Annotated in this window: 7 protein-coding genes; 5 read left to right on the top strand and 2 right to left on the bottom strand. The window is 69.9% G+C overall.

The annotated features are described in order from the left end of the window. Positions 1-518 precede the first annotated feature (518 nt). Positions 519-686 carry a hypothetical protein gene (locus OHB56_RS40950; RefSeq protein WP_406350879.1) on the bottom strand — a complete coding sequence of 56 codons (168 nt, stop codon included), beginning with the start codon at positions 684-686 and terminating at the stop codon, positions 519-521. A 191-nt stretch (positions 687-877) separates the two neighbouring features. On the opposite strand from OHB56_RS40950, the gene OHB56_RS40945 reads away from it, so the two are divergent. Next, the gene (locus tag OHB56_RS40945) at positions 878-1,741 is read left to right on the top strand and encodes a hypothetical protein (RefSeq protein ID WP_406350881.1); all 864 of its coding nucleotides are present in this window, start codon (positions 878-880) and stop codon (positions 1,739-1,741) included. 204 nt (positions 1,742-1,945) lie between these two features. Here OHB56_RS40945 and OHB56_RS40940 read toward each other — a convergent pair whose 3' ends face one another. Next, positions 1,946-2,539, bottom strand: coding sequence for a hypothetical protein (locus OHB56_RS40940; protein WP_406350883.1), 594 nt, complete (start codon positions 2,537-2,539; stop codon positions 1,946-1,948). Positions 2,540-2,887: 348 nt separating this feature from the next. Between OHB56_RS40940 and OHB56_RS40935 the strand changes: the two genes are divergently transcribed. The 4 genes from OHB56_RS40935 to OHB56_RS40920 all read left to right on the top strand — a co-directional run bounded on the left by OHB56_RS40935 (position 2,888) and on the right by OHB56_RS40920 (position 9,179). Continuing rightward, on the top strand, positions 2,888-3,025 hold the full coding sequence (locus OHB56_RS40935; protein ID WP_406350885.1) for a hypothetical protein: 138 nt from the start codon (positions 2,888-2,890) through the stop codon (positions 3,023-3,025). Between the two features lie 432 nt (positions 3,026-3,457). After that, the gene (locus tag OHB56_RS40930; protein WP_406350886.1) at positions 3,458-5,911 is read left to right on the top strand and encodes a hypothetical protein; all 2,454 of its coding nucleotides are present in this window, start codon (positions 3,458-3,460) and stop codon (positions 5,909-5,911) included. After that, positions 5,908-6,432, top strand: coding sequence for a hypothetical protein (locus OHB56_RS40925; RefSeq protein ID WP_406350888.1), 525 nt, complete (start codon positions 5,908-5,910; stop codon positions 6,430-6,432). Before OHB56_RS40930 ends, OHB56_RS40925 begins: the two co-directional genes overlap by 4 nt. Positions 6,433-6,617: 185 nt before the next feature. Further along, on the top strand, positions 6,618-9,179 hold the full coding sequence (locus OHB56_RS40920) for a DEAD/DEAH box helicase family protein (protein WP_406358858.1): 2,562 nt from the start codon (positions 6,618-6,620) through the stop codon (positions 9,177-9,179). The last annotated feature ends 36 nt before the right edge of the window (positions 9,180-9,215 follow it).

The following is a 9,215-nucleotide window of genomic DNA, read 5'->3' as shown; positions in this document are numbered from 1 at the left end:
AAGAGCTCGCTGCGCAGGCTCACAGGGAACTTCCGTGCGGAGCACGGAAGTTGAGCGAAGCTCCGCGCTGCGCGCGGGTGATGGGAGTGGAACTCCTCGCGTTGCGAGGAGTTGGCTCTGCGCTGCGCTCCGAGCAGCGTTTCCTTCCGTCAGGACTTTTGCTGTATCCGGAGGTTGGGTTGGTGACCTTCCGGCTCCCCTCGTCGCTCCCCTCGTCGCCCCCCTCGTCGCCCCCCTCGTCGCTGCGCTCCTAGAGGGGATCTTGAGGGTCCGTCCGCTGCGCTCCCGGACCTGGCCCGCTTTCGCGGGCAGCTGGCTACAGGGCAGGGCGGCTGGGGGCTGTTTCCTTAGTTACGGAACTTTTGGTGAATCCGGGTTCGGGGTGTCTGCCCCCCTGAGTTGGAGATTGCGGTGGGCGGTGTGGTGTGTTCCGGGGCGAGTGAGGTGATGTCAGTTGGACTTGGTTGCAAAGATATTGAGTTCTTCGTGCTCGGGCGTGTGTCACCGGGCGGCGGACGTCAATCATGCTGCCACCAGGTCACTGCGAGGCCGGCCAGAAGGCCCCCGATGTGGCGGACGGCTCCGGTGAGGAGCGCTACGGAGACGAGGCGCCGCCACGAGGCGGGGGTGGGCGCCACGTGGTTCTGGTGCGGGGTGGTGGAGGGAGTGCGGTTCTTCTTCGACATGGTGATGTCCTTCGTTCGGGCAGGGCGCGGCGGTGCACCGTGCAAGGTTGGTGAGGTGGTGCAGCGGGGCGGTCCGCGGGAGACGGCCGACCGGGTCGTTGTGCTGCTGAATTGATCGTGGCAGCCGGGCGGTGGGCACTGCATCCTCAACAGGGCCCTGGGTGGGGAGAGAACGATGTAATTTCCACCCCGTGTACACCTGGGAGAGCATCACCAAGCCCGGCACCATCGACGATCTCGTCGCGGACGCCCACGCCGCCAGCTATCCGGACATGACCGTTCGGCGGATCCACGACTGGATTACCAAAGGGCTGCTGGACCAGCCGCGTCTGCGTACCCCGCGGCGTGGCTCGGACAAGGCCGAGCGCAGCATCAACCAGCGTCGACTGCTGCTGCTCCTGCTGGACAAACGGCAGCAGGTGGCGCACCTGAACGCGCTCGCGCAGGTGCCGCTGCCCATGTGGCTGTGGTGGGACGGTTACGTTCCCACGCGGCAGGCGCAGCGGGCATGGGTGACATGGGTGGGGCGCGGCCGGCGCAGCCAGGAGGTGGCGCACGAAGGCGCCGTGGGTCTGCTGGAGCAGGTAGGGCATCAGCTGGCCACGACGACCGCGCGGGCCCGGTTCGTGCGGGTGGTCACCGAGCTGGGCAACGGAAAAGCGCTGACGGTGCGCGGGCGGGCCGAGCTGCTGGACGCCGTGCGGGACGTGATGGAGCCGGAGTCGGTGTTCGCTGTCAGCGGTCTCGTCCGCGCACTCGGGCCCGCGCAGACACCGCTGACCGTCGAGGCGGTCGTGCTCCACGTCGAGGCCCTGTGCGCCGCGCTGGGCCGCACCCTGGGCAAGAAGGTGGACGCCGCGCTGCTGGAGCGGGCCCGAGCCGTCCACCGTGCTTCCATGGCCGACTACCTCGCCCAGCGCGGTGACCTCGCCACCGAGGCCGGACAGCTGGCCAGCCTCTTTGATGAGCCCTCCCTCCAGGAGCAGTTCGACCAGGCTGGGCGGCAACTGCTGCTCGTCCTCGGCATAGACCTGATCCAGCGCCGGGCCCTTTGACGTCAGCAGTGATCGTCCCGGCAGGGGCCCGTGTGCTCCTGGTGGTCGGGGACGGTGGGGTGCGGGCGCGGTTCGATCGCCGCGTGGGGTGAAGAGCGCGGGGCGATGCCGGGGCCGGCCAGCCGGGGCGCCTGCGGGCCGTCCGGTCGCCAACCATCGCGGCTTCCGTGCATGAGCCTTTGATCTGCAACCACTGCTGACCCGCTAGGTGCACTCGTCGATAGGCTCACCGGTCCGGTCCAGGCGCCACTTGGCCCGCACCTGCACATCGATGAGCTGATGGCGGAGCCGGTAGTGGGGCGGCGTGCCGTCGACCAGCAGTGTGTACGACACCGTCTCCCCGGCGCCCAAGCGCCCAGGTCCGATGCGCAGCACACGGTCTTGCAGCGTGCACGTGGGTCCCTGGGCGTGCGGCGGCTCAGTCTCCAAAGAGACGATCTCCACGATCGGCAGGCCCAACGCCACCTCGATCGGTGTGCCGTTGTCGAACTGGGCGGTGGCGATGTCTTTCGTCCCCCGGCTCTCCAGCCGCAGGGTAACGAGGCGCGGATCGGCCAAGTTGCGGCCTCCCACGCTGACCCGAATCACATTGGAGCTGAGGTCTCGCTGGTGGCGCTGGATCAGCGGCGCGGAAGTGAAGGCGTACACCAGCCGACGGCGCGGATGGGCGGCGCGATAGGTGACGTACACACCGATGGCCGCCACAAGGACGGCGAGCACCACCCAGAGCTTGTCCGATTCCCAGAGGGTGTCTAAGCGGTCGAGCAGGCTGGCAGCAGCGGACTCGTTCGCGTTCATATCGGTGATCTAAGCAGAGTGCACCATGCGCTTGTGCCCTTCCTTCGGACCCCGTTCCGCACGAGCTTCGCGGCCACCCGCTACTTGTGGCCCGGATGCGGTGGGCTGCTCCAGCGGCACGCGGACGTGCTGGGGCCGGTACAGCGGGCGAGTGATGCGGAGCTGGTGCGGGCAGGACGGTTCTGGTCGGCCTGCGCTGGTTCTACGGGTTGTACGCGATGCACGGGCTCTTGCTGCCGGACACGCCGGCGCTCGCCGTGCTGCGGGAGCGGATCGACGAATGGGGGGATGGTACCTGGATCACGTTATCGTCCTGGGCCCCTCCTGGACGGGTTGTACAAGACGCTCATGGAGCAGCTCACCCGGGACCCGGATGTCTTCCGTGCCCCAGGCGACGACACCGGCGCGGTCGGCTTCATGAACACGTGGATTCGCACCCTGCGCGAACAGGCTGATGGTGGGACGGAGTTGCGTACGGAGGGATGAGGCGTGGGCGGTGAGAACGGTGCGAGCAGAACCCTTCCGGTATGTGATCTTGTCGTTCTACGCGCGTCTTCTATGCGACTTGTCTGATTTACTGGGTAACTGGCACTCTGTCAGGGCACGTCAGTGGTCTCGACGACCTGTCAGCCTCGTGCCGCCGTCGGCGGTGGAGGCGTGAGCCGTGCGCTGCGGAAGCCCGCTGTTGCGAGGGGAGATTTCCGGTGGCGTGCACAGTCTCCGGTGGTGGACTCGAAGGGGCAGACGGTCTTTGCCGGTACGCGCTCTGAGGTGCGTGGCGGTGATGGCGGCCTTCGCCGGTGCTCCCTGGAAGGGAGTGCCTGCGGTTCGGGTGCGTGCCGCATCCGGCGCCGCTGGATGCGCCAGGTCGCACCCGGGGCCATGAGGGCTTCCGGAGTTATGGACCGTCTGCTGCTCATGTCTGCCCGTAAGGCCCCCGAGGGGCCCTACTCGTACCCGACCCACCCGACCTGGGTGGAGCACTTCTACGAGGCCATCACCAACACCTGCAAGGACAAGGGCTTCGCGCCCCTTCCTCGGCAGGCCGTGCTCGACGGGCTCGCACCGGCCCTCGGCCAGAGCGAGGCCAAGCGCGTCATCGAGCGCCGGCGTGCAGGCCGCTTCCTGCGTGAAGCGGCCTGTCACGTCGAGCAGCCCGACACCGACGCGGCGTTGCTGCTGCTGAGGGTGGACCTGCACGGGGCGGCGACGCTGCCCTGGGCCACCAATGACCGCACGCGCAGCGACTGGCTCCACCCGTCTGCCGACAACCTGGAGGGGCTGGAGGAGCTCGTCGACCAGCAGCAGATGGTGGCCGCCTGGACCGTCGGCGTGGAGCGTACGAAGACGGCGCTGCGGATGCTGGCCCCGACCGCGGCGGAGGCTGAGAAGGACGCGGCGGAGGCCGCGGTGAAGATCGCCGAGGACGAGCTGGCCCGTGCCCGGCAGGAGCTCAAGGCGTGCGAGCAGGCGCTGGGCGGCCGGCGTCCGCTGCCCGTGGTGCGGGCCGTCACCGAGGACGGGGTGGCGCTCGCGGCGCTCACGGCGGAGAAGGCCCGCACGGACGTGGCCGCCGAGGTGCAGCGGTACGCCGTGGACAAGCTGCGGCAGCGGGCGCGGCAGCGCCCCTACGATCTGGCCGAGTCCCTCGTGCAAGAGGGTCAGCGGGATTCCACCGTGGTTGTGCTGCAGCGCACCCCGGTGGTCGACCGGGACGGGTCGCGGCGGGACATCTGGCGGGGGCAGCAGGCCACGGGCGCCAATCGTGCCGATGCTCGGCTGGCCGTCTTCGGTCTGTCGGCGCAGCAGCTTCTGACCGGCGTGCCGCAGTCCCTGCTGCGCCTTCCCGGGGAGGAGGAGAACCGGCGGCTGGTCGTGCGGGGGCTGGGCGAGATCCTGCGGCGGATCAGTATCCTGCTGAACACCGAGTGCGCCGCCCCCGAGCGGGACTTGGAGGGACGTGCGGAGCGGGCGCGGCGGATCGCGCAGGTTCCGGCCCGTGTGGTCGTCGGCGCCAGGAGGCCGGAGCGGCTGGAGGAGTCGCTGCGCCAGCTGAACGTGCACGAACACCTGCGCGGCCAGCTGGACTACGACGACATGGACCGCGCCCTGGGGCTGTGGTCGACGCTGGTCAAGGCCTACCAGGCCAAGGGGCTCCTGGGCGAGCTCCTCGCCCAGGAGGTCGCTCAGGGCCGTGTCGCGGCTGGCAAGCTGGACGAGGACGCGATCGCCGACGCCCTGGTCGGGGCCCGGGCACTCGACGAGCTGAAGGTGCTGCTGCCGCCCGGTGACCAGGTAAGTCCCCTGACGTTGCGGGACGTGGCAATCCGCTGCGCCACCGTGATGGTGTTCCCGCCGGTCCCGCCCCGCCCGCAGGAACTGGCGCCGCGCGCCCCCATGCCCACCGGCCGGTACTGGCCGGTGGTACGTACCGTCCTGCAGGAGGCTGCCTGGGCGCAGAGAAACGCCGCCAAGGCCGAGCGGCGGTCGGAAATGTGGGCGGCCGTGGTCGCCCAGCACTTCGTCCACCGCGGCCCCCTTGCCGCCGCCGAGGGCCTGTTCGGCAAGCTCGACGTGCAGTTCGGGGTGCGCCCCGATGCACGCAGCCTGGCCTCGCTGCTGACCGCCTGCCGGCAGGGAGATGCCACGGCCTGGGAAACCCTGGTGCGGCGGCACCTGGTGCCCGGCATGATCAGCGCTGCCAAGCCGTTCATCACGCCCAACCAGGGCTCGCTGAAGGGCGAGGACCGCAAGGGTGTGCGGCGTGCGCCGTCCAACGCGGTCCAGGCGCTGGTGAACGCCTACACCGACCCGCCCGAAGGCGTCACGCGTGAGCTGCTGGTCGCGTTCGCCGAGGCGGTGCTGCACGCCCCGGAATCCCCGACCGCAGGCGATCTGCCGGCAGGTGCCTTCTGGGCGCCCGACGCACACGGCAAGCCGCGTGAGGGGGTCCTCGCCGACAAGCAGTGGTTCGACACCCTGTTTCCCCTGACCTCGTTCCGCAGGAACAAGGTCAAGCAACAGCCCTCGAACGACATCACCGGCACCGAGGCCGAGGACAGCAGCGGAGCCACCGTAGAACTCGAAGAAGAGATCCCGGAGCCACCGCACGTCCGCATGATGCGCCTTCGCGCGGAGCTGGCCTCCACGGTGGCCAGCAACACGGTGAGCGTCACCGCCGTCGCCCAGCAGATCGTCCAGCTCCTGATGACCGTCCAGGAGGCCGTGCGTGCCCGTGAAGAGGCCGGCGAGGAGAAGGAGTCCGCCGAGGTGCGCGCGCTGTACGTCGAGGACTTCAACAAGATCAAAAAGGAGGCGGGGAAGATCGCGACCAAGCTGGACGAGGCCACCTTGGCGGTGATGTCGCTGTGAGCGTGGACTGCTGCGCGGAGCCGGTGGCCGGGCCGGCGGTCGATGCACGGGTGCTGCGCCATGCCTGGACGGCACTGGGTCCGCTGGTGCGCGGCAACTGGCCTGTCCCGTACAGCCTGGAGCCAGGTCGGCGGGAGGAGACTCTCGCGGTGCTGGACGAGGTGCTCGCCGGGCTGTATCTCGTGGTCGACGCCGATGGGCGGCTGCGGTGGCTGGGCAAGGCCCACCGCGACGGCGGTGTCGGCGCCCGGCTGCGAAACCACCTCGGTCACCAAGAGCGGGCCCGCATCTTCGCGAGGGTGTTCGTCATGGCGGCCGACCCGTTCAGCCCGCCCAGGGCGATCGAGGCCGCCGAGGGCCGGGCCGCCGACCTGCTCGGGCTGCGCGGCCGCATGGGGACACGCCGCTGGCCCACGGTCACCGAGGCACAGTGGCTCGCTCTGGTCACGTCCCGCGCCGCGGGTCGGCCGTTCCCGGCCGGAGGGGGTAGCGCCGGGGAGCGGTCGGCGGTGCCGTCCTGACGGACACCCTCGGTGGGTGGTTCCCGGTTGTCGTTGTCGGCGTGCCGGGAAGCGCCCGCCCGGGGCGGGGCGGTGTCAGACCCGCCGCCACGGCCCGGACTGGGCTGGTGTGCGGGAGCCCCGGGCGCAAGGGGCGGGCCGTCGGAGTGCGGCGGCATCGAAGACGAGGAAAGCGGGGCAGCTTGGTGCTGCCCGGCGAGGTGAGGGAGGACGGCGCGATGGCGCTGAATTGGGACCTGATCGGCACGGGGGGCAGCGAGGCGCTGCTGCGGCCCCGGGACATCTACGCGGGGCTGGCGGACCGCCCGTGGCCATACCTGCGGCATGAGCAGGGCGAGGTGCTGGACGAGTGGTTCGACCATCGGCGCGATGACCGCGATGTGGTGATCAAGCAGAACACTGGCGGGGGAAAGACGGCAGTCGGCCTGCTGATCGCGCAGAGCACCCTGAACGAGGGCATCGGCAAGGCCGTGTACCTGACGCCGGACAATTACTTGGTCAAGCAGGTCCGCGAGGAGGCCGCCAAGCTGGACATGGTCACCACGGAGGATCCGCGGGACCAGGCGTTCCTCACGGCTCAGGCTGTGCTGGTGACGAACTACCCGAAGCTGATCAACGGCATGTCGGTCTTCGGTGTCGTCGGTGACGGCAAGGAACCGGTCGATCTGGGCGTCGTTGTCGTCGACGACGCGCACGCCGCGCTGGCCCGGACCGAGGACCAGTTCCGACTGCGGGTGCCGGCCGGCCACGAGGCGTACGGGAAGCTGCTGGAACTGTTCGCCGAGGATCTGCAGCACCAGTCGGCGAACGCCTGGAAGGAGCTCGAGGACAAGGACCCCACGGCTTTGGCACCGATCCCGTTCTGGGCGTGGGCGGACAAGCATGACGAGGTACTGAAAATCCTGCGCCCGTACCGGCAGGATCGGGACTTCATGTTCGTGTGGCCGCTGATCGCCGATGTGCTGCACCTGTGCACCGCGACAGCGACGTCGAAGGCGATCGAGATCAGGCCTTCGTGCCCGCCGATCGACCGCCTCCCGTCGTTCGTGCGGGCCCGTCGCAGGGTCTACCTGACCGCGACGCTCGCCGACGACAGTGCACTGGTAACCGACTTCGGTGCCGACCCGGCGCTCGTCGCCAAGCCCGTCACGCCGGGCAGCGCGGCCGACCTCGGCGAGCGCATGATCCTGGCCCCGGTGGCGCTCAACCCGACCCTGGATTCCGAGGCCGTGCGGGTGCTGGCCCGCCAGTTCGCCGACGGGGACCGCGACGGAGACGGCATTGCCGAGACCGATCCGGTCAACGTGGTGGTGCTGGTGCCCAGCGACCCGGCCGCTGCGGCCTGGGCGTCCCACGCCGACCGCACCTGGCGGGTCGGCGACCTCGAGGCAGGCGTGAAGGAGCTGCAGGGCGGCCATGTCGGTCTGGTGGTGCTTGTTAACAAGTACGACGGTGTCAACCTCCCGGACGGCGCCTGCCGTCTGCTGATCCTGGACGGGGTCCCCAGGCCGCTGGACGGGGTGGAGCGGCGGGAGTCCGTCGCGCTGGCCGACAGCACCGTCCGCCTGGCGAGGGAGGTCCAGCGGATCGAGCAGGGCATGGGCCGTGGCGTGCGGGACAGCGAGGACTACTGCGCGGTCCTGCTGCTCGGGGCGAACCTCGCGGTCGCGATCCACGACCGCCGCCACCTGGCCCTCTTCTCGCCGGCAACGCAGGCCCAGCTCAAGCTGAGCCGGGAGATCGCCAACCAGATCAAGGGCGAAGGATTGGATTCAGTGCGGCAGGCGCTGCGGGCCTGCCTCGGACGGCAGCCCCAGTGGACGCAGCGCAGTCGGCGGGCGCTGGCGGAGGTCCGCTACGCCGAGCACGGAACGGTGCGGGGCGAGGCCGTCGCGCTGCGCGAGGCGTTCGATCTCGCGGTCACCGGCCGAGCTCTGGCCGCGGCCGACCGCGTGCAGCGGGCGGTGAACGAACTCGACGCCAGCGACAAGGCGTTGCGGGGCTGGCTGCGCGAGCAGAAGGCCGTCTACCTGCACCTGACCAATCGCGCCGACGCGCAGCGGGCCTTGGCCGGGGCACTGGATGACAACCCGTTCGTCCTGCGCCCCGTGGACGCTGCCCCGGTCCAGATCCGGGCGGCCGTGGCACAAGCCCGTGCCGCTGCGGAGTTCCTGGCTGGCCAGTACCACGACGGCGTCAGCCTCCGGCTCGGCGTGCAGAAGCTGTTCGAGGACGTGGTGTGGGGCGACGAGGAGCGCTCCGACGACGCCGAGCAGGCGTGGCAGAAGCTGGGACTGCATCTCGGGTTCGTCAGCTCGCGCCCGGAAAAGCAGCACGGCACGGGCCCGGACAACCTGTGGGCGCTGTCCCCGGCGCGGCAGGCGGTGACCGAGCTGAAGACAGGGTGCGGCACCGACACGACCACCATCGCGAAGAAGGACATGGACCAGCTCGGCGGCAGCGTCCGCTGGATGAACGGGCACGACCGGGAGGTGAAGGCCCTGCCAGTCATGCTGCATCCCAGCCGGGTCAGCGACACCAAGGCCACCCCTCTGCCAGGCATGCGCGTGGTCACACCGGAGGCGTTCAAGAAGCTGAAGAAGGCGGTGATGCAGTACGCGGCCGCGCTCACCAGCAGCCCCGACCGCTGGAGCGACGAGCAGGCCGTCGGTGAGCAGCTCGCGCACCACAAGCTGACCGGCGACCGGTTCTTCGACGCTTATGCCGAACCGGTACGCGCCTCCTGACCCCTGCCCGGCACCGCGAACCGGTGGAGGTCTGCC

This window comes from Streptomyces sp. NBC_01635 (assembly GCF_045209715.1).
In the GTDB taxonomy this organism is placed as follows: Bacteria; Actinomycetota; Actinomycetes; order Streptomycetales; family Streptomycetaceae; genus Streptomyces; species Streptomyces hirsutus.
The sequence above is the reverse complement of the archived record's forward strand: the minus strand, read 5'-3'. Positions and strand labels throughout refer to the sequence as shown.

What these genes read in the sequence shown, in the direction of transcription:
- OHB56_RS40950 (WP_406350879.1), bottom strand. Translation starts at nt 686, where the DNA reads ATGTCGAAGAAGAACCGCACTCCCTCCACCACCCCGCACCAGAACCAC.
- OHB56_RS40940 (WP_406350883.1), bottom strand. Translation starts at nt 2,539, where the DNA reads ATGAACGCGAACGAGTCCGCTGCTGCCAGCCTGCTCGACCGCTTAGAC.
- OHB56_RS40935 (WP_406350885.1), top strand. Translation starts at nt 2,888, where the DNA reads ATGGAGCAGCTCACCCGGGACCCGGATGTCTTCCGTGCCCCAGGCGAC.
- OHB56_RS40930 (WP_406350886.1), top strand. Translation starts at nt 3,458, where the DNA reads ATGTCTGCCCGTAAGGCCCCCGAGGGGCCCTACTCGTACCCGACCCAC.